Annotated in this window: 23 protein-coding genes; 14 read left to right on the top strand and 9 right to left on the bottom strand. The window is 69.2% G+C overall.

Going from position 1 to position 21734, the window contains the following annotated elements; genetic code table 11:
• From TU34_RS07160 to TU34_RS07150, 3 genes are read left to right on the top strand one after another with little or no spacing between them, the layout of a single operon-like run.
• Positions 1–783 (top strand): DNA-formamidopyrimidine glycosylase family protein, encoded by a 783-nt coding sequence (locus TU34_RS07160; protein ID WP_045822134.1) that lies wholly within the window; start codon positions 1–3, stop codon positions 781–783.
• Between the two features lie 53 nt (positions 784–836).
• Positions 837–1259, top strand: a complete 423-nt coding sequence (locus tag TU34_RS07155) for a PPOX class F420-dependent oxidoreductase (protein ID WP_045822133.1) — start codon at positions 837–839, stop codon at positions 1257–1259.
• A gap of 35 nt (positions 1260–1294) precedes the next feature.
• Positions 1295–2194, top strand: coding sequence for an SDR family NAD(P)-dependent oxidoreductase (locus tag TU34_RS07150; RefSeq protein WP_045822274.1), 900 nt, complete (start codon positions 1295–1297; stop codon positions 2192–2194).
• Positions 2195–2205: 11 nt separating this feature from the next.
• Here the strand turns inward: TU34_RS07150 and TU34_RS07145 are convergent, their stop codons facing one another.
• The 3 genes from TU34_RS07145 to TU34_RS07135 all read right to left on the bottom strand — a co-directional run bounded on the left by TU34_RS07145 (position 2206) and on the right by TU34_RS07135 (position 5804).
• Complete coding sequence (locus tag TU34_RS07145; RefSeq protein ID WP_045822132.1) at positions 2206–3030, bottom strand: SDR family oxidoreductase; 825 nt, start codon at positions 3028–3030, stop codon at positions 2206–2208.
• Between the two features lie 43 nt (positions 3031–3073).
• Positions 3074–4252 (bottom strand): aminotransferase-like domain-containing protein, encoded by a 1179-nt coding sequence (locus tag TU34_RS07140; protein ID WP_150116434.1) that lies wholly within the window; start codon positions 4250–4252, stop codon positions 3074–3076.
• A 130-nt stretch (positions 4253–4382) separates the two neighbouring features.
• A complete protein-coding gene (locus TU34_RS07135; protein ID WP_045822130.1) occupies positions 4383–5804 on the bottom strand; it encodes an NAD(P)H-quinone dehydrogenase in 1422 nt (473 codons plus the stop codon).
• Positions 5805–5965: 161 nt separating this feature from the next.
• On the opposite strand from TU34_RS07135, the gene TU34_RS07130 reads away from it, so the two are divergent.
• The gene (locus tag TU34_RS07130) at positions 5966–6451 is read left to right on the top strand and encodes a gamma-glutamylcyclotransferase family protein (RefSeq protein ID WP_045822129.1); all 486 of its coding nucleotides are present in this window, start codon (positions 5966–5968) and stop codon (positions 6449–6451) included.
• A gap of 3 nt (positions 6452–6454) precedes the next feature.
• Here TU34_RS07130 and TU34_RS07125 read toward each other — a convergent pair whose 3' ends face one another.
• Positions 6455–7612, bottom strand: a complete 1158-nt coding sequence (locus TU34_RS07125) for an amidohydrolase (protein ID WP_045822128.1) — start codon at positions 7610–7612, stop codon at positions 6455–6457.
• Positions 7612–8295, bottom strand: a complete 684-nt coding sequence (locus TU34_RS07120) for an enoyl-CoA hydratase/isomerase family protein (RefSeq protein WP_045822127.1) — start codon at positions 8293–8295, stop codon at positions 7612–7614. Before TU34_RS07120 ends, TU34_RS07125 begins: the two co-directional genes overlap by 1 nt.
• A gap of 55 nt (positions 8296–8350) precedes the next feature.
• On the opposite strand from TU34_RS07120, the gene TU34_RS07115 reads away from it, so the two are divergent.
• The 3 genes from TU34_RS07115 to TU34_RS07105 are packed head-to-tail and all read left to right on the top strand — an operon-like array spanning position 8351 to position 11642.
• Positions 8351–9181 (top strand): purine-nucleoside phosphorylase, encoded by an 831-nt coding sequence (locus TU34_RS07115; protein WP_045822126.1) that lies wholly within the window; start codon positions 8351–8353, stop codon positions 9179–9181.
• Positions 9178–10845, top strand: a complete 1668-nt coding sequence (locus tag TU34_RS07110) for a phospho-sugar mutase (RefSeq protein ID WP_045822125.1) — start codon at positions 9178–9180, stop codon at positions 10843–10845. The genes TU34_RS07115 and TU34_RS07110 overlap by 4 nt, the downstream gene beginning before the upstream one ends.
• On the top strand, positions 10842–11642 hold the full coding sequence (locus TU34_RS07105) for an ABC transporter ATP-binding protein (RefSeq protein ID WP_045822124.1): 801 nt from the start codon (positions 10842–10844) through the stop codon (positions 11640–11642). The genes TU34_RS07110 and TU34_RS07105 overlap by 4 nt, the downstream gene beginning before the upstream one ends.
• Here the strand turns inward: TU34_RS07105 and upp are convergent.
• Entirely contained in the window at positions 11624–12247 is a 624-nt protein-coding gene (gene upp, locus TU34_RS07100; protein ID WP_045822123.1) for a uracil phosphoribosyltransferase, read from the bottom strand. The genes TU34_RS07105 and upp overlap by 19 nt on opposite strands.
• Positions 12248–12325: 78 nt before the next feature.
• Here upp and TU34_RS07095 point away from each other — a divergent pair, with 78 nt between their 5' ends.
• The 3 genes from TU34_RS07095 to TU34_RS07085 all read left to right on the top strand — a co-directional run bounded on the left by TU34_RS07095 (position 12326) and on the right by TU34_RS07085 (position 15091).
• A complete protein-coding gene (locus TU34_RS07095) occupies positions 12326–12631 on the top strand; it encodes a type VII secretion target (protein ID WP_045822122.1) in 306 nt (101 codons plus the stop codon).
• A complete protein-coding gene (locus TU34_RS22665) occupies positions 12628–13710 on the top strand; it encodes a C40 family peptidase (protein ID WP_045822121.1) in 1083 nt (360 codons plus the stop codon). Before TU34_RS07095 ends, TU34_RS22665 begins: the two co-directional genes overlap by 4 nt.
• Positions 13711–13798: 88 nt before the next feature.
• Positions 13799–15091, top strand: a complete 1293-nt coding sequence (locus tag TU34_RS07085) for a hypothetical protein (RefSeq protein WP_045822120.1) — start codon at positions 13799–13801, stop codon at positions 15089–15091.
• Between the two features lie 22 nt (positions 15092–15113).
• Here the strand turns inward: TU34_RS07085 and TU34_RS07080 are convergent, their stop codons facing one another.
• The 3 genes from TU34_RS07080 to TU34_RS07070 are packed head-to-tail and all read right to left on the bottom strand — an operon-like array spanning position 15114 to position 18006.
• Positions 15114–16214 carry an adenosine deaminase gene (locus TU34_RS07080; RefSeq protein WP_045822273.1) on the bottom strand — a complete coding sequence of 367 codons (1101 nt, stop codon included), beginning with the start codon at positions 16212–16214 and terminating at the stop codon, positions 15114–15116.
• A 41-nt stretch (positions 16215–16255) separates the two neighbouring features.
• Entirely contained in the window at positions 16256–17584 is a 1329-nt protein-coding gene (locus tag TU34_RS07075) for a thymidine phosphorylase (RefSeq protein WP_045822119.1), read from the bottom strand.
• Complete coding sequence (locus TU34_RS07070) at positions 17581–18006, bottom strand: cytidine deaminase (RefSeq protein ID WP_045822118.1); 426 nt, start codon at positions 18004–18006, stop codon at positions 17581–17583. Before TU34_RS07070 ends, TU34_RS07075 begins: the two co-directional genes overlap by 4 nt.
• Before the next feature lie 225 nt (positions 18007–18231).
• Between TU34_RS07070 and sdhC the strand changes: the two genes are divergently transcribed.
• The 4 genes from sdhC to TU34_RS07050 are packed head-to-tail and all read left to right on the top strand — an operon-like array spanning position 18232 to position 21722.
• Positions 18232–18636, top strand: a complete 405-nt coding sequence (gene sdhC / locus TU34_RS07065) for a succinate dehydrogenase, cytochrome b556 subunit (protein ID WP_082079961.1) — start codon at positions 18232–18234, stop codon at positions 18634–18636.
• Between the two features lie 15 nt (positions 18637–18651).
• Positions 18652–19107, top strand: a complete 456-nt coding sequence (locus TU34_RS07060) for a succinate dehydrogenase hydrophobic membrane anchor subunit (RefSeq protein ID WP_045822116.1) — start codon at positions 18652–18654, stop codon at positions 19105–19107.
• 51 nt (positions 19108–19158) lie between these two features.
• Positions 19159–20913: a succinate dehydrogenase flavoprotein subunit gene (sdhA, locus tag TU34_RS07055; RefSeq protein ID WP_045822115.1), complete on the top strand. Its 1755-nt coding sequence runs from the start codon at positions 19159–19161 to the stop codon at positions 20911–20913.
• Entirely contained in the window at positions 20913–21722 is an 810-nt protein-coding gene (locus TU34_RS07050) for a succinate dehydrogenase iron-sulfur subunit (protein ID WP_045822114.1), read from the top strand. Before sdhA ends, TU34_RS07050 begins: the two co-directional genes overlap by 1 nt.
• Positions 21723–21734 lie beyond the last annotated feature (12 nt).

The following is a 21734-nucleotide window of genomic DNA, read 5'->3' as shown; positions in this document are numbered from 1 at the left end:
ATGCCCGAGGGTGACACCGTGTATCAGGCGGCGGCGCGTATCCGGCGTGCGTTCGAGCAGAAGACGCTGGAGTACACGCAGTTCCGTGTGCCGCGATACGCCACGACCGACCTCACCGGACGCACCGTCGAATCGGTCCGGTCGATCGGCAAGCACCTGCTGATCGACGTCGGTGACGACCTGGCCATCCACTCTCATCTCAAGATGGAGGGCGCCTGGCACGTCCACCGGATCGGGACCCGCTGGCGCAAGCCGGCGTACACGGCCCGCATCGTGCTGCGCACCGATGCCGCAGAGGCGGTCGGCTTCGACCTGGGGACGACCGAGATGCTGGCCGCACCCGACGCGGCGTTGGCCTACCTCGGCCCCGACCTGCTCGGTCCGGGATGGGACGCCGACCGCGCCGTCGCGTTGATCTCCGCCGATCCGGCGCGGCCCGTCGGGCTGGCCCTGCTCGACCAGCACCTGATGGCCGGGGTGGGCAACGTCTTCCGCTGTGAGGCCTGTTTCCTGCGGGGCGTCGATCCGCGCCGTCCGGTCGGTGATGTCGACATCCCGGCCATGGTCGATCTGTGCCATCGGCTCCTCCAGGCCAACCGCACCAATCGCGTCCGTACGACCACCGGGGTCACGGTCAGCGGCAGGCGGTATCACGTCTACGGGCGCGGCGGTCGGCCGTGTTTCCGATGCGGGACGCCGGTGAGTCGCGACTTCCTGGGCGAGCCCGACGGCTTCTCCGACACCGACCGCGTGCTCTACCACTGCACCACCTGCCAGACCTGACCGTCGAGGGCACAACCCCGGAATGGACGCGGCACCCACGCGTTGATCTCGGCATGAAACTCGACGAATCGGCACGGAACCTGATCGGCTCGGGAGCGGATGCGACGCTGGTGACGATCGACCCCGACGGCAGCCCGCAGGTCTCGGTGGTGTGGGTCGCCCTGAGGCGGACACCCGACGGCGACGAGTTGCACACCGCCCACCTGGGTGTCTACCGCAAGGTGCGCAACGTCCGTCGCGACGGACGGGTCGCGCTGACCATCCTGGGGTCGGACCCGGGATCGATGATGACGCCCTATCTGTCGATCAGCGGCACCGCGGAGATCATCGAAGGTGGTGCGCCGGAACTCCTCACCGAACTCGCCGCGACCCTCGCCCCACCCGGCACCGCGTTTCCACCGCCCGACGCACCTCCCGGCTTCATCACCCGCATCCGCATCGACAAGGTCGGTGGGGTCGGCCCCTGGGCGGCCTGACCTGCGAGGGTGAGTCCGCCTCTACTGTGGATCGCATGGCAGGCGATCAGCAGTGGACACCCGCACGACTCGGCGACCGGAGCGGTCAGCGGGTGATCGTGACCGGCGCGACCAACGGCATCGGGCTCGCGACCGCCCACGCCCTGGCCCGGGCCGGCGCACACGTCATCCTCGCGGTGCGCAACGTCGAACTCGGCGAACGGCGAGCCGCCGAGATGGGTGGGTCCACCGAGGTCTCCCACGTGGACCTGTCCGACCTCGCGTCGGTGCACGCGTTCGCCGACCGGCTCACCGATGACGTCGACGTCCTCGTCAACAACGCCGGACTGGTCGCGCAGAAGCGCGAGACGACCACCGACGGTTTCGAGATGTCGATCGGGACCAACTTTCTCGGGCCGTTCGCCCTGACCAACCTCGTGGCACCGCGTGTCCGTTCGCAGATCGTCAATGTCGGCTCCGACGCCCACAAGTTCGCGACGCTCGACCTCGACGATCTGCACCTCACCTGCTCGCGGTGGAACCCCATGGGCGCCTACGGGCGTTCGAAGCTCGCCGTCATGCTGTGGGGTCTCGAACTCGATCGACGCCTCCGGGAGTCGGGCTCGACGGTCACCACCGCGCTGACCCACCCGGGGTGGGTCGCGTCGAATCTCTCGAACGTCTCCGACGCACCGCTGATGTCGGTGTTCCACACCGTGACCCAGACGATCGCCAAGACCCTCGCCAACGACACCGACGCCGGCGCGGCACCCACGCTCTACTGCATGACCGAACCGATCCCGCCGGGCAGCTACGTCGGCATCGACAGCCGCCTCGGGCTCAAGGGCGGTCCCACCCTGGCCGGACGAACCGCCCAGGCCAGTGATTACGCTCTCGCGCAACGCCTCTGGCAACGCGCCGAGACCGAGACCGGCACCTCTTGGCCGCGGCTGTGACCTACCGCGGTTCAGCGCTTGCGCGTGGCGACCGACAAGACGAGATCGGTGACACGCGTCGGGGTCACGGCGCTGAGCGTGACCTGGGCACGACTCGGTGCGTCGCAGAGGTAACGCGGCTTCGGCCGCCGATCGGTCAGCGCCTTCTCGACGGCGGTGGCAACCTTCTCCGGCGGCACGGCGGTCTTCTGCATCCGCGGGAGGAGTCGCCGCATACCTGCGTTCTGTGAGGCGTAGAGGCGGCGGTGCTCGTCGCTGAGCCCCGACACCATGGCATCGAAGTCGTCGAGCATGCCGGTCCAGATGTCGGTGTGTGTGGTGCCCGGCTCGATGAGGCTGACCCCGATCTTCCACGGACGCAACTCGATCCGCAGGGCGTCGGCCAGTGATTCCAGCGCGTACTTCGATGCGCTGTACACGCCGGTACCCGGCGTGGTGACGCGCCCACTCACCGAGGAGATGAACACGATCCGACCCGCGCCCGCCCGCAGCAACGGCAGCACCGCCTGCGTCACCGCGATCTGACCCGTGACGTTCACGTCGAGTTGGCGGGAGATGTCGGCCGGCGCGACACCCTCGACCGGTCCCTGCACCACGATCCCCGCATTGTTGACCACGGCGTCGAGACGCTCGGGCAGAACGTCGGCGAGAGCGGCGACGTCATCGGGATCGGTGACGTCGAGGCGGACCGGGTGCACGTCGGCGAGCGCACCCAGGGCCGCGAGATGGTCGGCCGACCGCGCTCCGGCGTAGACCTGCCAGCCCGCCGAGGCGAGTCGCTCGGTCGTCGCGAGACCGATTCCGCGACCGGCTCCGGTGACGAGAACTGTGGGCATGGGTGCTCCTTCACGACCGGACACGACGAGCGGGCACCTCACTCTAACCAGCGGCCGTCGCCGCGTGTAGCCGGCCCGCTGCCGTGCGCAACTGATCCTCGGTCAACGTCGCGAAGCTGAGACGGAGTCGATCGGACAGATCTCGACGCACCGAGAATGCCTGTCCCGGAACGTATGCCACCCCATGATCGACCGCCGCGTCGAGCAGCGCTGTGGTGTCCACGCCGGGAAGCCGCGCCCAGCAGAACATGCCGCCGTCGGGGACCGACGTCTCGATGGCCTCACCGAAGACGTCGGCGAGGGCAGCGACGAGTGCATGGGCACGCCGGCCGTAGGCTCCGGCGACCGCGGCGATGTGCGCGGAGAGCCAGTCCGTGTCGTCGAGCAGGTCGCCGACGACGGCCTGGCACAGGGCCGAGCCGCACAGGTCCGCGCTCTGGCGCAGCCGCTCGACGAGTGCGACGACCTGCGGCGGGGCGATCAGCCATCCGACGCGGAGGGCGGGTGCGAGGATCTTCGACGCCGAACCGAGGGTGATGACGCGGTCGCCGAAGCTGCGCGTGGGTGCCGGCACGTCACCACGGAATCGCAGGCGGCCGTATGGGTCGTCGTCGATGACCCAGAAGCCGTGACGATCGGCGAGCTCGGCGAGGTCACGTCGTCGAGCCGCGTCGGCGCTCACGCCCCCGGGATTGTGGAAGGCGGTGACCGTGTGCACGATCGTCGGCCGAAGCCCGTCGGCGCACCACCGCGCGAGCAGCGACACGTCGATGCCCTTCTCGGTCAGGGGCAGCCCCCGGATGTCGGCTCCGACCGATGCGAAGACCTGCATCGCGCCCACGTAGACCGGGTCATCGACCACGACGACGTCGCCGGGGTCGACCAGCGCCGCGGCGAGCAGCGACAGCGCCTGCTGCGAACCATGGGTGACGAGGACCTGCTCGGGAGCCACGGCCTCGTGGCGGGCGATCGACTCGCGCGTGCGCCGCAGACCCGCACTGGCGGTGTACTGCAGCAGATCTCGGTCACCGACGGCCGAGGCGGCGGCGGCGGCGATGCGCTGCGCCGGTATCAGCTCGGTCGCGGGCAGTCCTCCGGCCATGCTCAGGACCGCGGGCGATTCGGTCAGCCGCAGGAGGTCTCGGATGGCCGATCCCCGCACGGCGGCGGCCGAACGCGACGGATGGACAGACGGCGGGACGAGGGAAGAAGAGGTGGGCACGACACACTCCGACAGGGGCGAGAAGAATCGGTGATGCGTGTGGTCACCAGAGAGGGTGGGGATGTCCCGTCGGTGACGCTACGCCCATCCCGCCACAGAATGGAATGCGTTTCCCGATATGTGAGAAAGGTCAGTCGAGGTCGTCGTGGCGGATCAGCTGCCGCGCCGCCTCGGTCACCGAACCCGTGAGCGACGGGTACACCGAGAACGTCTGCGCGAGATCGTTGACCGGCAGCTTGTTCTGTACGGCCAGAGCGATGGGAAGGATGAGCTCGGATGCGTTGGGCGCCACCACGACACCACCGATCACGACACCGGTCGCGGGTCGGCAGAAGATCTTCACGAATCCACGACGGAGCCCGCTCATCTTCGCGCGGGGGTTGGTCGCCAGCGGCAACATCACCGTGCGGGCGGGGTACTCGCCGTCGTCGATGGCCTGTTGGCTCACACCGACGGTCGCGATCTCGGGACGGGTGAAGATCGCCGACGCGACGGTCTTGAGCTTGATCGGCACGACGCCCTCGCCGAGGGCGTGGTACATCGCGATACGGCCCTGCATCGCCGCGACCGAAGCGAGCGGCAGCAGTCCCGTGCAGTCGCCGGCCGCGTAGACGCCCGACGCCCCGGTACGAGAGACCCGGTCGACCGACAGGTAGCCGCCGGCCGACAGTTCGACCCCGACCTTGGCGAGCCCCAGGTTCTCGGTGTTGGGCACCGATCCGACCGTCATCAGCACGTGCGATCCGGTGATGACCCTCCCGTCGGCGAGGTGGACGTCCACACCGTCGTCGGTGCGTCGGACGGCGTCGGCGCGGGCGTGCTTGATCAGCGTGACACCGCGTTCGGCCAGGACGTCCTCGAGGACCAGCGCCGCGTCCTCGTCCTCACCGGGCAGCACGCGGTCGCGACTGGAGACCAGGGTCACCTGCACGCCGAGCTCGGTGTAGGCGTGCACGAACTCCGCGCCGGTGACACCGGATCCGACGACCACGAGGTGCTCGGGCAACTCCTCCAGGTCGTAGAGCTGACGCCACGTGAGGATCCGTTCACCGTCGGGCTGGGCCGAGGGCAGCACGCGCGGCGATGCCCCGGTCGCGATGAGGACCACGTCGGCCAGGACCGTCTGCTCCTCGGCGTCGGCGGCACCGTCGTCGCCCACCGGGGTGACGATCACGGTGTGGGTGGACATGCCCGTCTCGACGTCACCGAGTCGGCCGCGTCCGGCGATCACCGTCACGCCCTCGCTGAGCAGTCGCGAGCGGATGTCGGCCGACTGCGCGTAGGCGAGGTCGCGTACCCGCTGGTGGATCTGTGGGAGAGAGACGACCGCGTCGTCGTGGTGGAGGTTGATGCCCAGGTCGACCGCACGGCGCACCTCGGTGCGGATACCGGTCGAGGCGATGAACGTCTTCGAGGGGACGCAGTCCCACAGCACACACGCGCCACCGATGCCGTCGGCGTCGATCACGGTGACCTCGGCCCCGTACGCGGCGGCCACCAGGGCCGCTTCGTAACCGGCCGGTCCGCCGCCGATGATCGCGATGGTCGTCACGTGTGCATCACTCCTGGATTCTCGAATCCGACGTCGTCCAGGGCGCCGGGTTGTGCCCGCCCTGACCCAGAACCTAGTCGATCCGGCACCAGAGCTCGATCGGTGACGACTTCACCCACCGCGCCCTGTCCTGTGCGGACGGGACCATCTAGGCTTTCGCCGTGCCGATTTACGCCGCGTACGGATCGAACATGCATCCGGACCAGATGATGGAACGCGCCCCGCACTCCCCCATGGCCGGCACCGGCTGGCTCAACGGGTGGCGCCTCACCTTCGGTGGCGGCGACATCGGCTGGGAGGGCGCCCTCGCCACGGTCACCGAGGACAAGTCCGATCCCGACGCGCGCGTCTTCGTCGTCCTCTATGACGTCACACCCGAGGACGAGAGTTCGCTGGACAGCTGGGAGGGATCCGAACTCGGGATCCACCGCAAGATCCGCGCACGCATCGACACCGCCGACGGCGCCGTGCTCGCGTGGCTCTATGTACTCGACGCCTTCGAGGGCGGGCTGCCCTCGGCCCGCTACATCGGCGTGATGGCCGAGGCGGCCGAGATCGCCGGTGCACCCGCCGAGTACGTCCACGCCCTGCGCGTGCGCGACGCCCGGAACGTCGGTCCCGGCCCCGGGGAGAGCTTCAACACCTGACCGTCAGGCGGCGGGAGCGCCGAGCACGAGTCCCGCGAGGGTGCGGACGCCCACGGCCATGGCGCGTTCGTCGAGGTCGAAATTCGGCTGGTGCAGGTCGACCTGCGCACCGTCACCGCTCCACACGCCGAGACGGCCCATCGACCCCGGGACGTGTTCGAGGTACCACGAGAAGTCCTCGCCACCACCGGATTGCGCGGTGCCGGCGACGGTGTCGGGACCCACGGCCTGCGCGCTGCGCCGCAACATCTCGGTCGCCTCGGGATCGTTGACCACCGGCGGCACGCCGCGGTGGTAGTTCAGCTGGTGACGCACACCGAGCGGGGCCAACAGACCCGCGATCACCTCGGTCACCAGCGGCTCCAGCAGAGCCCACGTCGCGTGGTCACCGGTACGAACCGTGCCGCGCAGACGCCCCTCCTGGGGAATGGCGTTGGCGGCGTTACCGGCATGGGCCGACCCCCAGACCATCACCGTGCCGGTGCGCGGGTCGATACGGCGCGACAGCACGGCGGGCAGGCCGGTGATGACCGTCCCCATGGCGTGCACGAGGTCACCGGTGAGGTGTGGCCGCGAGGTGTGGCCGCCGGGCGAATGCAGCTGCAGATCGATGTGGTCGGCTGCCGAGGTGATGGGGCCGACCCGCAGTCCCACCTTGCCGACCTCGAGCTTCGGGTCGCAGTGCAATGCGAAGAATCGTGAGATGCCCTGGGTGACACCGGCTTCGACGGCGTCACGAGCGCCTCCGGGCATCACCTCCTCCGCGGCCTGGAACACCAGACGCACACCGACCGGGAGATCGCCGGCGGCGGCCAGGATCTTCGCGACGGCGACCAGGATCGCGGTGTGTGCGTCGTGGCCGCAGGAGTGCGAGACCCCGTCGATGGTGGAGGTGAACGGCAACCCGGTGCGCTCGGCGATCGGCAGCGCGTCCATGTCGGCGCGCAGTGCGATACGTGGGCCCGCCGGACCGAGATCGCACACGACACCGGTGCCGAGCGGCAACCGTTGGGGGTGCAGACCGACGCTTGTCAGCTCGGCCATCACGAACTCGGTGGTGCGGTGTTCCTGGCGTGACAGCTCGGGGTGGGCGTGGAGGTCTCGGCGCCAGCCGATCATCTCGGTCTCGTGCGTCGCGAGCCACGCGTCGACGAGGTCCATCACGACGTCTGCGGCGCGAGGTCGGCGAGCAGAGCCCGACGCATCCCCTTCTTGATGGCGTGGAGGTTGGCGCCGGCGAATGCGGTGCGTTCGGCGGCCACGGCGCGGGCGCGGGTGAGCAACTCGTCGACGTCGACGGCCTCCTCGACGATCCCGAGCTGCGCCGACTCAGAGCCGCCGTAGCGGCGTCCCGTCGTCATCGCCTCTGTGCGGACCGACTCGGGCAGCCGTTCGTGCAGCAGTGACGCCATTCCCAGCGGGAACGGCATGCCGAGCGCCACCTCGGGCAGCGACCAGTAGCCGCGCTCGGTGCGCATGACGCGGTGGTCGGCGCACAGTGCGAGCATGGCTCCGGCACCGAAGGCATGGCCGTTGACCGCGGAAACCGTGGCCACCGGGAGCGTGAGGACCCGGGCGTAGATGTCGTGCACCGAATCGATGTAGCCCTCGAGCTTCGTCGGATCGGCGACCTCGGCGATCTCGAGTCCGTTGCTGAAGAACTTCCCGGTCGCGGTGATCACCAGTGCCCCGGTGGCGTCGTCGGCGACGGTCTCGAGCAGGCCGCGGACCTCGGTGATCCACGAACCTGCGAATCGGTTCTCCGGGTTGTCCGGATCGAGTTCGGATCCCTCGGCACCCAGGTAGAGCTCCCAGATGTCATCGGTGCGGGTCAGATACGGCATCGCACGACCATATCCTCCCGCGGCGCAGGCGTCGGCGTCGATCTACCCTCGACCCATGAGCAGCGGACCCGCGTCCAGCGATCCCGACCCGACCGTTGACCCCACCGCCGCCGCCGACGCGGCCGCCGCCGCGATCGGCGAGGCGACCGGCGTGCCGACACACGACGTCGCCGTCGTGCTGGGCTCGGGATGGGCGCCGGCCGCCGACGCCCTCTGTTCCCCGGTCGCGACACTCGCGATGGCGGACCTGCCGGGCTTCACGGCACCGAGCGCCGCCGGACACTCCGGCCTCGTCCACTCGGTGCGCATCGGTTCCCGATCGGTGCTGGTCCTGCTCGGACGCACCCACGCCTACGAGGGCAATCCCCTGGCGCGTGTCGTGCACGCGGTGCGCACCGCCGCCGCCACCGGGGCGACGACGGTCGTGCTCACCAACGCCGCGGGCGGGCTGCGCGACGACATGTCGGTCGGTCAACCGGTCTTGATCAGCGACCACCTGAACCTCACCGCTCGATCACCGCTCGTGGGCGCACAGTTCGTCGACCTGGTCGATGCCTACTCGCCGCGCCTGCGCGCGATCGCCCGCGACGTGCGCGGTGACCTCGTCGAGGGTGTCTACGCCGGACTGCCCGGCCCGCACTACGAGACCCCCGCAGAGATCCGGATGTTGCGCACGATGGGCGCCGACCTCGTGGGCATGTCGACCGTGCACGAGACCGTCGCCGCCCGCGCCGCGGGCATGGAGGTCCTGGGCATGTCGCTGGTGACCAACCTCGCCGCCGGGATCACCGGGGAGCCTCTCGATCACACCGAGGTCCTCGATGTCGGCCGTCGGTCGGCGGGCGACATGGGTCACCTGCTGGCCCAGGTCATCGAGCGCCTGTGACCTCGAACCACACGACAGCCGTCGAGGCGTGGATCGCCGCCGATCCCGACCCGGTGACGCGCGACGAGCTCACCGGACTCGATCCGACCGCGCTGGCGCAGCGCTTCGCCGACCGTCTGCATTTCGGGACCGCAGGACTGCGCGGGCCGGTCCGCGGCGGGCCCGACGGGATGAACCGCCTGGTTGTGATCCACACGACCACTGCTCTCGCCGACTGGCTGATCGACGCCGGTCACGCCGGCGGATCGGTCGTGGTGGGGCACGACGCCCGCCACGGTTCGCACCCCTTCGCCGCCGACGCCGCCGGCGTGCTCCGCGATCGCGGGTTCGACGTCATCGCCTTCGCCACACCGGTTCCCACGCCTGTCGTCGCGTTCACCACCCGCCGGTTCGACGCGGTCGCCGGGGTGATGATCACCGCGTCCCACAACCCGCCGGCCGACAACGGGTACAAGGTCTACCTCGGTGGTGGGCCGATGGACGCCGGGGCGCAGATCATCCCGCCCGTCGACGCCGAGATCGAGGAACGTATCGCGCGGATCGCCGTCGACTCGCTCGTGGTGCCCGCCGCCGGAGCGGCGGTCTCCGATCCGCGGGCCGTCGACGCGGTCGAGGCCTACCTGTCGCGGCTGCTCGAGCGACACGGCTCCCGCTCGTCGACCCTCCGCGTGGCGTTGACGCCGATGCACGGTGTCGGCGGTGATCTCGCTCTCCGCGCGCTGGCCGCCGCGGGTGTCACCGATGTGGTGGTGGTCGACGAGCAGTTCACCCCCGACCCCGACTTCCCCACCGTCGCCTTCCCGAACCCCGAGGAGCCGGGGGCGGCGGATCTGCTGCTGGAGCTGGCCGCCCGAACCGACGCCGACATCGCGATCGCACTGGATCCCGACGCCGATCGGTGCGCCGTGGGCGCCGTCGTCGACGGCGCGTGGCGGATGCTGACCGGCGACGAGACGGGTGCGCTGCTGTCCACGACCGCACTGTCGCAGCACGATTCGTCGACCGATGCAGGCATTCCGTTGGTCGCCACGACCATCGTGTCGAGCACCCTCCTCGGCCGCATCGCCGAGGCCGCCGGCGCGCGGCACACCCGCACGCTCACCGGCTTCAAATGGCTGGTCCGGGCCGGTGAGGGCCTGCGCTACGCCTACGAGGAGGCCATCGGGCACTGTGTCGATCCCGACGCCGTCCGCGACAAGGACGGCATCAGTGCGGCGGTGGCTCTCGCGGTGCTCGCGCACGAACAGAGATCTGCCGGACAGGATCTCGCCGCAGCCCTCGACGAGCTGTTCGCGCGCCACGGCGTCCACCGCACCGGGCAGGTGTCGGTCCGCACCGACACCGCCGACGACATCACCGCCATCATGACCCGCCTGCGCAACCGTCCCCCGGCGACGCTCTGCGGCGTCGCCGTCGCCCGTTGCGACTTCGCCACGCGCACCGACCATCTGCGCACCGACGCCGTCGAGTTCACCGGCCACTCCCCCGGCCACGACGTCCGCGTGATCGTCCGCCCCTCGGGCACCGAGCCGAAGGTCAAGTTCTATCTCGAGGTCGTCGTCGCGGCGGGCGGCCCCGAACGTCTCGACGAGGACAAGCGTCGCGCCGACACCCTGCTGGACGACCTGCGCGCCGCAGCGCGCGAACTCGGTGACCTCCGATGATCGGCCCGGTCGTCGCGGTGTCGGGGGTCGACGTGGTCCGCGGGGGGCGGTTCCTGTTGCGGGACATCTCGCTCGAGGTCTCCGCCGGGGAACACTGGGCGCTGCTCGGTCCGAACGGCGCGGGGAAGTCGACGCTGCTGCACATCCTGGGCGCCTTCGGACATCCCACACACGGCACGGTCGACGTCCTCGGGGCCCGGCTCGGACGAGTCGACATGCGGGAGCTGCGCACCCACATCGGCCACGTCGACCCACGCCATCGGCTCGACCTGCCGCTGCCGGTCCACGACGTCGTCCTGACCGGCCTCACCAACACCCCCGAGCTCGACCACCGCCGCACCTACACCCGCGCCGAGCACGAGCGCGCCGATGACCTGCTCGCCATCCTGGGCATGGCCGACCGGCGTGAACTGCGGTGGACCACGATGAGCCAGGGCGAGCGGGGACGTACCCTCGTCGCCCGTGCCCTCATAGCGCAACCGTCGCTGCTGCTGCTCGACGAGCCGGCGACCGGCCTCGATCTCGCCGCCCGGGAGCAACTCCTCGCCGGGATCGATCAGTTGCGTTCTCAGGTCGCCGATCTCGCGAGCATCCTGGTCACCCACCACCTCGAGGACCTGCCGACGTCGACCTCACACGCCCTGCTCCTGCGCGACGGTCGCAGCGTGGTGCAGGGTCCGGTCGCGGACTCGTTGACCTCGACGACGATCACCGAGTGCTTCGCGCACCCGGTGGAGTTGCGCCGCACCGACGGACGGTGGTCGGCCACCTCACCGGGTCAGCGCGGGCCGAACTGACGGTCGCCGGCGTCGCCGAGGCCGGGCACGATGTAGGCGTCGCCGTTGAGGCCGTCGTCGACGGCCGCGGTGATCAGTCGCATCGGATGGCCTGAATCCTCCAGCGTGGCAACACCCTCGGGAGCGGCGACGACACACACCGCGGTCACGTCGACCGCACCGCGCTGCCGCAGCAGGTCGATGGTGTGCAGCATCGACCCCCCGGTCGCCAACATGGGGTCGAGGACGAACACCGGCGTCGACGAGAGGTCCGCGGGCAACGACTCCAGGTACGGGACCGGCTGATGTGTCGCCTCGTCGCGGGCGATGCCGACGAAGCCGACGTTCGACTCGGGAACCATCGCGTGGGCCTGCTCCACCATGCCCAGTCCGGCACGGAGCACCGGCACCAGCAGCGGCGGGTTCGCCAACCGCGCGCCCACGGTGTCGGAGACCGGGGTGGTGATCGAGACGTCGGCGACCTCGGCCGACGCCAGCGCCTCGTAGATCAGCATCTGGGTGAGGTCGGCGAGCGCCCCGCGGAACGACGCGTTGTCGGTGCGTCGATCACGCAGGGTGGTGAGTCGAGCTCGGGCCAGTGGGTGGTCGACGACCGTCACGTCCATGGGGCGATCCTAGAGCCGTCGCGACGACGAACGGAGATCCGCGGGAACCGCGCGGGCCACCACCCCGTCGTAAGGGGCATGGATTCCGTATCGGTCACCCCGGATGCACTGTCGCAGTTACATCACACCGTCACCGCGCTCGCCGCGTCCGTCGTCGCGCCGCACGCCGCGGTCGCCGCCATGGCGCCGTTCGCCGCCACCGTCGGCCCGATCGGGGCCGAGTTCGCCGAGGCCATCCTCGACACCACCACCCGACACACCACATCGGTGGCCGATCACGGGCGTCGGCTCGCCCTGATCGGCGCAGCCGTCGAGGCGACGCGGGTGGCGTACCTGCGCTCCGACACCGATGCGGCACGGTCCCTCGACGGGAGGCTCGCATGAGCAGCCCGATCGATCTCCTGGCCACGCCGATCCGCACGCTGTTGGCCTCGGTCGGAACCGGCGAGATGCCGGGCGCCGATCCCGCGGCGGAACTGCGCGACTGCTGCTGCCGTCTGGAGGGATCGTCGCGCGACCTCGAAGGTGCGACGCAGAAGGCGTTGTCGCAGTGGCGGTCACGGGCGGCCGACTCCGCCGAGCAGACCATCGGGGCACACCGCCGCCATGGCCGGCAACTCGCCGACGACAGCGCCGACCTCGCCGACCTCCTCGACGAGGGGCGGGCGGAGGTCGCCGCGGCCGCCCGAGAGCTGCGGACCGTTCTCGACTCGTTCGTCTCCGCGGCCGACGCCCTCGGGCCGTCGGTGTACACCCCGAACGGTGTCGCCGCGCTGATCCCGATCGCCGCCGAACACCTCCGACGCGCCCTCGCGGTGGTGCGGCGCACCCACGATCGCCTCGGTGCGCTGGCCCGGCGCGCGCAGCGCCTGGGTCGGCAGGCCGCACCGGCATCGATGCCCGATCTCGCCACGCTGATGAAACAGGTCAGCACGTCTGCCGGACCGTCGTCGTCGCGACCCGGTCGACAGACCGACCGTCCCGCCACCTCGTCCGGCGCGTCCACCCACGCGGCGTCGGCCGGCGATCCCCACGCGACCGCGCCCGCTGGGCGCCCACCCACCCCCGGCGCGGTACCGGTCACGTTGCCCGACGGCTCGGTCGCCTGGGCGCCGAACCAGCGTGCGGCCACGGCGGTTCGTGCCGCGTTGAGCCAGCGTGGCGTCCCCTACGCCTGGGGCGGCACCACACCGGGGCGCGGACTGGACTGCAGCGCCCTGACCCAATACGCCTATCGCCAGGCCGGGGTCGAGCTCCCTCGGCTCGCGCAGGACCAGGACACGGCGGGGTTCCGCGTGGACCGGTCCGAACTGCTACCGGGAGACCTCGCCGTCTGGTCGGGGCATGTCGCGATGATCGTCGGAAACGGCCAGATGATCGAGGCGGGCGATCCGGTCGGGTTGTCACCCATCCGGACCACGAATCTCGATCAGACCTTCGAGGGCTTCTACCGTCCGCGATGACCGGGCATACGGCGCGAACGAGACGCGCACACGATGTTCACCAGGGCACGTGGCCGCTCATCAGAATCGGTGGCTAGGCTTCGTTCCCATGGCCGGAGACATCGTACCGATCGAACTCGGATTGACCGACGGGAACGCCTTCACCCTGTGGGCGCCTCGGTGGCGTGAGGGTGACGACGAGTGGGAGGCCTTCCTCGGGCTCGACGAGGACCTCTACGGCTTCGGTGATGTCGCCCATCTCGTGGCGTTCATCCGCACCAACGACGACAACGATCTCGTCGAACACCCCGCCTGGGAGACCGTGGTGGGGTTGCAGGCCGAGGAACTGGTCCCCGCGGAGGACAAGTCGTACGACCTGATCGGTGTGCCCGAACTGGCCTCCGAGGACCCCTCCCCCGAGGTGATCGCCGAGCTCGAGGACGTCCTGGAGATCGTGCGGATCATCGGCGAGGTCTGCGAACTCACCACCGTCACCAAGTTCTTCAACGGCAACCCGATCCTCGGTGCGGTCACCACCGGCACCCGCAACTTCATCGGCAAAGAGGGCCAGGAGCTCTGGGGACGCATCGGCGGCCTGATCGACAAGCACTGGGACGACGTGGTCGACGCCATCGACGACGTGATCTCCACGCCCGAGGTCGACGCATCGGCGGTCTCGGTGGCCGAAGCCGAGCTCGAGGCCGCGGCGAGCGCCGAGGACGAGGACGAGCCCGGCGAGGACGACGACGTCGAGATCGTCACGCCCGGTGAGGATTCGGACGCGTCGGAGTCCCGCGGCCGCCACGCCGCGGCCGCCGACGACGAGGACGACGCCGACGAGCAGGAGCTCGAGGACGACTTCTGGGGTGGGGTAGGCATCGACCCGATCCGCATCGTCACCGACGCCTCGGAGTACTTCACGCTGCGCTGCTACCTCGGTGACGACCCGATCTTCCTGGGCAAGGACGGTTCGATCTACGTCTTCACGTCCGAGCGCGCGCTCGTCCGGTACCTCGCCGACAACACCGACCACGAGTTGTCGGAGGTGAGCACCTACCCGGAGATCCAGGTGGCCGCCACCGACGGCTCCCTCGAGGTCGACGTCTTCGACGAGAACGTCTACGTGCTCCCCGGGCTCGCCGAGGACATCACCGACGGCCCGCGCCGCATCGACCGCAAGCAGCTCGAGCTCGCGGTCGAACTGCTCAACGACGCAGCCGACTTCGCCGACGACGACTCGGTGTCCGAGGCGTTGGGATCGACCACCCCACTGGGGTGGTTCGTCAACTACGCGATCAACCCGGACCCGAAGCGGCTGGCTCCCAGCGGACCCTTCGACAACGAGTCCGAGGCGTGGCGCGCGCTGGTGCACGAGCTCGAGGACCGCCTCACCGTGAAGTGAGCGGTCGGCGCCACGGGGCCGGTCAGCCGATCAGCACCGCGTAGCCGGGCTTGATCACGTCGTCGATGAGCGCGAGGCGCTCGTCGAAGTGCACGAACGCGGACTTCATCGCGTTGACCGTGAAACGTTCGAAATCGGCCCAGCCGTAACCGAACTGGTTATGCAACGTGATGAACTCCTTGCTCATCGACGTGTCACTCATCAGTCGGTTGTCGGTGTTCACCGTCACACGGAAACGCAGACGCGCCAGCACGTTGAAGGGGTGCTCGGCAATACTCGCGACCGCGCCGGTCTGCACGTTCGAACTCGGGCACAGTTCCAGCGGGATGCGCTTGTCGCGCACATAGTTCGCGATGACGCCCAGTTCCGCACCAGCGAACTGGTGGGCGGCGAGATCGGTCCCGGCGGGCAGCGTGATGTCGTCGATGACCCGCACCCCGTGGCCCAGCCGGTCGGTGCCGCAGAAGCTGATCGCCTCATGGATCGAGGGCAGTCCGAACGCCTCGCCGGCGTGGATCGTGAACGGCGCGTTGTTGGCCCGCATGTACTCGAAGGCGTCGAGGTGTCGACTCGGCGGGTAACCCGCCTCGGCGCCGGCGATGTCGAAGCCGACGACCCCCCGGTCACGGAACCGCACCGCCAGCTCGGCGATCTCGCGGGACCGCGCGGCGTGGCGCATGGCGGTGACGAGGCAGCGGACCTCGATGCGGCGTCCTGCGTCGGCGGCCTCGGCGGCGCCCTCGTCGAACCCCAGCAGAACGGCCTCGACGACCTCGTCGAGACTCAGGCCGGTCGTCAGGTGTTGCTCGGGGGCGAAGCGGATCTCGGCGTAGACGACACCGTCGTTCGCGAGATCGAGCGCGCACTCGCGGGCCACCCGCGCCAGGGCGGGGGCGGTCTGCATCACCGCGACGGTGTGGGTGAAGGTCTCGAGGTACCGCACCAGCGACCCGCTGTCGGCCGACTCGCGGAACCAGCGGGCCAGACCGTCGGCGTCGTCGGCGGGCAGCTCGGAGTACCCGACCTCGTGCGCGAGATCGAGGACGGTCGCCGGACGCAGACCACCGTCGAGGTGGTCGTGGAGCAACACTTTCGGGGCCAGCGCCACCGACGACAGATCCATCGCGGCGGGGGTGGGTGAGAACGACGGATCAGCGGCGGCGGTCATGACCCGACGGTAACGCGCTCGATGATCAACGGCCCGCCGATCGTGGCCGACATCGCATCGCTGTCGCCGGCGGGCACGGGCCCGATGTCGACGGCGTCGGCGAGAGCGGCACGCGCGGCGTCGAATCGCTCGGGGGTCTGCGTCGCCAGCGTCATGAGCGGTTGGCCGCGCCGGACACGATCACCGGGCACCACATGCCATCGCACCCCGGCCTCGGCCTGCACCGGTGCCCCCTGGCGTGCGCGACCCGCCCCCAGGCGCCAGGCGGCCACCCCGACGGCCATCGCGTCGAGCCGTGTCACGACGCCGTCGTCGGCGGCGAGGACGTCCTCGGTGTGGTGCGCGGTCGGAAGCGGGGCGTCGGGATCGCCGCCCTGGGCGGAGATCATCGACCGCCAGCTGTCCATCGCCCGTCCGTTGCGCAGGTGCTCGGCGGGATCGACGTCGACGCCGGCCGCCGCGAGCATCTCGCGCGCCAGGGTGACGGTCAGCTCCACCACGTCCGCGGGGCCGCCGCCGGCGAGTACCTCGAGGGACTCCCCGACCTCGAGGGCGTTGCCGGCGGTCCGTCCCAGCGGTGTCGACATCGCGGTCAGCAGCGCCACCGTCGCGACGCCCGAGTCGGCGCCGAGAGCGACCATGGTCTGTGCGAGCTCGCGTGCGTCGTCGAGGGTCTTGATGAACGCGCCGGTGCCCACCTTCACATCGAGGACCAGTGCGCCGGTGCCCTCGGCGATCTTCTTGCTCATGATCGACGAGGCGATGAGCGGGATGGACTCGACGGTGCCGGTCACGTCACGCAGGGCGTAGAGCTTCTTGTCGGCCGGGGCGAGACCCGCTCCCGCCGCACAGACGACCGCGCCGACGTCGCGGAGCTGCGTCATCATCTCGTCGGTGGTGAGGTCCGCCCGCCAGCCCGGGATCGCCTCGAGCTTGTCGAGGGTTCCGCCGGTGTGGCCCAGGCCCCGACCGGACAGCTGCGGGACCGCCACCCCGTACGAGGCGACCAGGGGTGCGAGCGGGAGCGTGATCTTGTCCCCGACACCGCCTGTCGAGTGCTTGTCCACCGTCGGCAGCGCGCGGTCGCCGCGCCGCAGACCCGAGAAGTCCATCCGCTCACCGGAGGCGATCATCGCCGCGGTCCATCGCGCGACCTCCCGACGGTCCATACCGCGCAGCAGGATCGCCATCGCGAGCGCCGACATCTGCTCGTCGGCGACGTCGCCGGTCGTGAAGGCGTCGACGACCCAGTCGATCTGCTCGTCGGTCAGTGCGTGGCCGTCACGTTTGGCCGCGATCACCGACACGGCGTCGGGGACCGTCATGACCCCGTCGCCGGGTCGGTCGCGCGGCCGGCCGACAGGTCGTCGGGGCCGAACGCGTCGGGCAGCAGCGTCGCCAGCGGGCGTGGTCCCCCACGGTGGTCGACGAGGAGCTCGCCTCCGCCGTGCTCGAACAGGATCTGTCGGCACCGGCCGCAGGGCATGAGGATCTGACCGCGCCGATCGGCCACGCTGACCGCTCTCAGACGCCCTCCACCGGTCCGGTGCAGGTCCGCGGCCAGGGAACACTCCGCGCAGATCCCCAGACCGTATGAGACATTCTCCACATTGCATCCGACGACGACACGTCCATCGGAGGTGAGTGCGGCCGCGCCGACCGGATAGTCCGAGTAGGGCGCATAGGCCGTGCGCATCACCCCTGTCGCCTTGTCACGCAACAGATCCCAGTCGATTTCTGCGGTCACCGTGGGCCCTCCCCGTCCGGCCGTCGCGGGGCGTCCGGGGCGACTCCCGGCGCCGAAACTCAAGTAAGGCAAGCCTTATTCGCAAACACCGCTGTTCGCGCTTCGACTCATACCGATTCTTACCGCCGTCAGCTTAGGTTTAAAGTCGGTGAGGTAGGTCGACGATTGAGCCGGAGCACGCCGGGTTCATCGCATCCACCGCCGATGTTGGAGGCCATTTTCTCGATGAGTACTCAGACCGAGGTTGCGCCGGAGCCGATCCGCCGCCGCTCCCTGTACCGCGGTGATCCAGGCATGTGGTCCTGGGTCCTGCACCGCATCACCGGCGTGTCGATCTTCTTCTTCCTGTTCGTCCACGTCCTGGACACCGCGATGATCCGCGTGAACCCGGACACGTACACGCAGATCATCGACACCTACAAGTCGCCGATCATCGGTCTCATGGAGATCGGTCTGGTCGCCTGCGTGCTCTACCACGCGCTCAACGGCGTGCGGATCATCCTGGTCGACTTCTGGTCGAAGGGCCCGAAGTACCAGCGTCAGATGCTCTGGACGATCCTCGGCATCTTCTTCGTCGTCTTCGCCGCAGCCGCAGTCCGGCTGCTCGCGATCCTGATCGATCACGTCTAGGAGGGGAGGACAACGATGACCACCTCAGAAGCACCCAAGCTCGCCAAGACGGTCGGCACCGCCCACGACCGCCCCGCCAGTCTCGACAACCCGCGGTCGCCGCGGCGTCCGAAGAGCGGCAACTTCGAGAAGAACGCATGGCTGTTCATGCGCTTCTCCGGCATCGCGCTGATCTTCCTCACGCTCGGCCACATGACGATCATGCTGACGCTCGACAGTGGCGTGCATCGCATCGACGCATCGTTCGTCGCCCAGCGGTGGAGCCAGCCCTTCTGGCAGATCTGGGACCTCAGCATGTTGTGGCTCGCACAGCTGCACGGCGGCAACGGCGTCCGCACGGTGATCGCCGACTACTCGCGCAAGGACTCGACCCGCTTCTGGCTCAACGTGGTCCTCGCGCTGTCGATGATCCTGACCGTCGGACTCGGCACCTACGCGATCCTCACCTTCGACGTGAACTCGGTCAGCTGACATCCGTCTGACATCCAGCCATCAGCCACAGGCTCCAGAGGGGAACCACAGATGCAAGAACATCGCTACGACGTCCTCATAGTCGGTGCCGGTGGCGCGGGTATGCGCGCAGCCATCGAGGCCGGCCCCCGAGCGCGGACCGCCGTGCTCACCAAGCTTTATCCCACGCGCAGCCACACCGGCGCGGCCCAGGGCGGCATGTGTGCCGCGCTGGCGAACGTCGAAGAGGACAACTGGGAGTGGCACACGTTCGACACCGTGAAGGGCGGCGACTACATCGCCGATCAGGACGCGGTCGAGATCATGTGCAAGGAGGCGATCGACGCCGTCCTCGACCTCGAGAAGATGGGGCTGCCGTTCAACCGCACCCCCGAGGGCAAGATCGACCAGCGTCGCTTCGGCGGCCACACCCGTGACCACGGCAAGAGCCCCGTCCGCCGGTCCTGCTACGCCGCCGACCGCACCGGCCACATGATCCTGCAGACGCTCTACCAGAACTGTGTGAAGAACGACGTCGAGTTCTTCAACGAGTTCTACGCGCTCGACCTCTGCCTCTCGGAGAACGAGGCCGGCGAACAGGTCGCCACCGGCGTCGTCGCCTACGAGCTGGCCACCGGAGAGATCCACGTCTTCCACGCGAAGTCGGTCATCCTCGCCACCGGTGGTTCGGGCCGCATGTTCAAGACGACGTCGAACGCCCACACCCTCACCGGTGACGGCATGGGCATCGTCTTCCGCAAGGGACTCCCCCTCGAGGACATGGAGTTCCACCAGTTCCATCCGACAGGCCTCGCGGGTCTCGGCATCCTCATCTCCGAGGCGGTGCGCGGTGAGGGCGGCATCCTCCGCAACGCCGACGGCGAGCGGTTCATGGAGCGCTACGCCCCCACCATCAAGGACCTCGCGCCTCGCGACATCGTCGCGCGATCGATGGTCCTGGAGGTCCTCGAGGGCCGCGGTGCCGGACCGAACAAGGACTACGTCTACATCGACGTGACCCACCTGGGTGCCGAGGTGCTCGAGGAGAAGCTCCCCGACATCACCGAGTTCGCCCGTACCTACCTCGGTGTCGACCCGGTGACCGAGTACGTGCCCGTCTTCCCGACGTGTCACTACGCCATGGGTGGTATCCCGACCAACATCCGCGGCGAGGTCCTCTCCGACGCCGACACCGTGGTCAAGGGTCTCTACGCCGCCGGCGAGTGTGCGTGCGTCTCGGTGCACGGCGCCAACCGTCTGGGCACCAACTCGCTGCTCGACATCAACGTGTTCGGTCGTCGCGCCGGCATCTACGCCTCGGAGTACGCCGAGAAGGCCGAGTTCGTCGCGCTGCCCGAGAACCCGACCTCGATGGTCGACAGCTGGCTCGAGCTGGTGCTGTCCGAGCACGGTCACGAGCGTGTCGCCGACATCCGCACCGAGCTGCAGGCCTCGATGGACGCCAACGCGTCGGTGTTCCGCACCGAGGAGACGCTCAAGCAGGCGTTGACCGACATCCACGGCCTCAAGGAGCGGTACAACCACATCCGGGTGCACGACAAGGGAACCCGGTACAACAGCGATCTGCTCGAGGCCATCGAGCTCGGGTTCCTGTTGGAGATGGCAGAGGTCACCGTCGTCGGTGCGCTCAACCGCAAGGAGTCGCGCGGCGGACACGCCCGTGAGGACTACCCCGATCGCGACGACACCAACTACATGCGCCACACGATGGCCTACAAGAAGGGCAGTGAGCTGCTCTCGGACATCGAACTGGGCTGGAAGCCCGTGGTGCAGACCCGCTACGAACCGATGGAGCGCAAGTACTGATGACCATCGCACCCGAGGTCTCGAAGACCCCCGCGTCCGACGATCCGCCGTTGCCGCCCGTCCCCGACGAGGCGACGATGGTGACCTTGAAGATCGCCCGTTTCGATCCGGAGAACCCGGACGCCCACGGCTGGGAGAGCTTCCGTGTTCCGGCTCTGCCGACCGACCGCATGCTCAACCTGCTGCTGTACGTGAAGGGCTACCTCGACGGCACCCTCACCTTCCGTCGCAGCTGTGCACACGGCGTCTGCGGCAGCGACGCGATGCGCATCAACGGCGTGAACCGCCTCGCCTGCAAGCTGTTGATGAAGGACATGCTGCCGACCGACAAAGACGGCGCCTTCAAAGAGGGCAAAGAGGTCACCATCACCATCGAGCCCATTCGTGGCCTGCCGGTCGAGAAGGACCTGATCGTCGACATGGAGCCGTTCTTCGACGCGTACCGCGCCGTGAAGCCGTTCTTGATGACCAGCGGCAACGAGCCGACTCGCGAGCGCATCCAGAGCCAGACCGATCGCGCGCGGTTCGACGACACCACCAAGTGCATCCTGTGTGCCTGCTGCACCACGAGCTGCCCGGTGTTCTGGAACGAGGGCAGCTACTTCGGTCCCGCTGCCATCGTCAACGCGCACCGGTTCATCTTCGACAGCCGCGACGAAGGTGCCGCCGAGCGTCTCGACATCCTCAACGACGTCGACGGCGTCTGGCGCTGCCGCACCACCTTCAACTGCACCGACGCATGCCCCCGCGGCATCCAGGTCACCCAGGCGATCCAAGAGGTCAAGCGCGCGCTGATGTTCTCGCGCTAGACGACCCGCGAA

This window comes from Williamsia herbipolensis, assembly GCF_000964005.1.
Lineage (GTDB): Bacteria > Actinomycetota > Actinomycetes > Mycobacteriales > Mycobacteriaceae > Williamsia_A > Williamsia_A herbipolensis.
The sequence above is the reverse complement of the archived record's forward strand: the minus strand, read 5'-3'. Positions and strand labels throughout refer to the sequence as shown.

What these genes read in the sequence shown, in the direction of transcription:
- TU34_RS07160 (WP_045822134.1), top strand. Translation starts at nt 1, where the DNA reads ATGCCCGAGGGTGACACCGTGTATCAGGCGGCGGCGCGTATCCGGCGT.
- TU34_RS07155 (WP_045822133.1), top strand. Translation starts at nt 837, where the DNA reads ATGAAACTCGACGAATCGGCACGGAACCTGATCGGCTCGGGAGCGGAT.
- TU34_RS07150 (WP_045822274.1), top strand. Translation starts at nt 1,295, where the DNA reads ATGGCAGGCGATCAGCAGTGGACACCCGCACGACTCGGCGACCGGAGC.
- TU34_RS07145 (WP_045822132.1), bottom strand. Translation starts at nt 3,030, where the DNA reads ATGCCCACAGTTCTCGTCACCGGAGCCGGTCGCGGAATCGGTCTCGCG.
- TU34_RS07125 (WP_045822128.1), bottom strand. Translation starts at nt 7,612, where the DNA reads ATGGACCTCGTCGACGCGTGGCTCGCGACGCACGAGACCGAGATGATC.
- TU34_RS07120 (WP_045822127.1), bottom strand. Translation starts at nt 8,295, where the DNA reads ATGCCGTATCTGACCCGCACCGATGACATCTGGGAGCTCTACCTGGGT.
- TU34_RS07115 (WP_045822126.1), top strand. Translation starts at nt 8,351, where the DNA reads ATGAGCAGCGGACCCGCGTCCAGCGATCCCGACCCGACCGTTGACCCC.
- TU34_RS07105 (WP_045822124.1), top strand. Translation starts at nt 10,842, where the DNA reads ATGATCGGCCCGGTCGTCGCGGTGTCGGGGGTCGACGTGGTCCGCGGG.
- upp (WP_045822123.1), bottom strand. Translation starts at nt 12,247, where the DNA reads ATGGACGTGACGGTCGTCGACCACCCACTGGCCCGAGCTCGACTCACC.
- TU34_RS07095 (WP_045822122.1), top strand. Translation starts at nt 12,326, where the DNA reads ATGGATTCCGTATCGGTCACCCCGGATGCACTGTCGCAGTTACATCAC.
- TU34_RS22665 (WP_045822121.1), top strand. Translation starts at nt 12,628, where the DNA reads ATGAGCAGCCCGATCGATCTCCTGGCCACGCCGATCCGCACGCTGTTG.
- TU34_RS07085 (WP_045822120.1), top strand. Translation starts at nt 13,799, where the DNA reads ATGGCCGGAGACATCGTACCGATCGAACTCGGATTGACCGACGGGAAC.
- TU34_RS07080 (WP_045822273.1), bottom strand. Translation starts at nt 16,214, where the DNA reads ATGGATCTGTCGTCGGTGGCGCTGGCCCCGAAAGTGTTGCTCCACGAC.
- TU34_RS07075 (WP_045822119.1), bottom strand. Translation starts at nt 17,584, where the DNA reads ATGACGGTCCCCGACGCCGTGTCGGTGATCGCGGCCAAACGTGACGGC.
- sdhC (WP_082079961.1), top strand. Translation starts at nt 18,232, where the DNA reads ATGAGTACTCAGACCGAGGTTGCGCCGGAGCCGATCCGCCGCCGCTCC.
- TU34_RS07060 (WP_045822116.1), top strand. Translation starts at nt 18,652, where the DNA reads ATGACCACCTCAGAAGCACCCAAGCTCGCCAAGACGGTCGGCACCGCC.
- sdhA (WP_045822115.1), top strand. Translation starts at nt 19,159, where the DNA reads ATGCAAGAACATCGCTACGACGTCCTCATAGTCGGTGCCGGTGGCGCG.
- TU34_RS07050 (WP_045822114.1), top strand. Translation starts at nt 20,913, where the DNA reads ATGACCATCGCACCCGAGGTCTCGAAGACCCCCGCGTCCGACGATCCG.